We start from the raw sequence: 308 nt of genomic DNA, 5'->3' as shown, positions 1-308 counted from the left end.
GTGCCGCGTTCGCTGCCGGGACGCGGTGTCCGATCCGACGGCGGGTCCGATCGTGGCGGGGCCGCGGTGGTGAATCCTCGGCGGTCGAGGATCCTGCGGCGTTTGTGGTGCATTCGCTCCAGCAGCGGTACCTCCGAGTCGAGGTAGTCGTGGACCTCGACGTGGCTCTTCTTGGCTTCGGTGTTGCGCATGATCCGGCCGACCTGCTGAATCACCCGGCCCTTGAACGAGATGGGGCTGGCCAGGAACAATGTGTCCAACACGGGTGCGTCCAGCCCTTCCCCGGCGACCTTGTCGATCGCCAGCAG

1 pseudogene is annotated in these 308 nt (G+C 66.6%); it reads right to left on the bottom strand.

Annotated elements, in window-relative coordinates:
• A pseudogene (locus tag RB628_RS41855) lies at window positions 1-308 on the bottom strand (hypothetical protein); the annotation flags it as partial.

It is taken from the genome of Streptomyces sp. ADMS, from assembly GCF_033441795.1.
Taxonomy (GTDB): domain Bacteria; phylum Actinomycetota; class Actinomycetes; order Streptomycetales; family Streptomycetaceae; genus Streptomyces.
The sequence above is the reverse complement of the archived record's forward strand: the minus strand, read 5'-3'. Positions and strand labels throughout refer to the sequence as shown.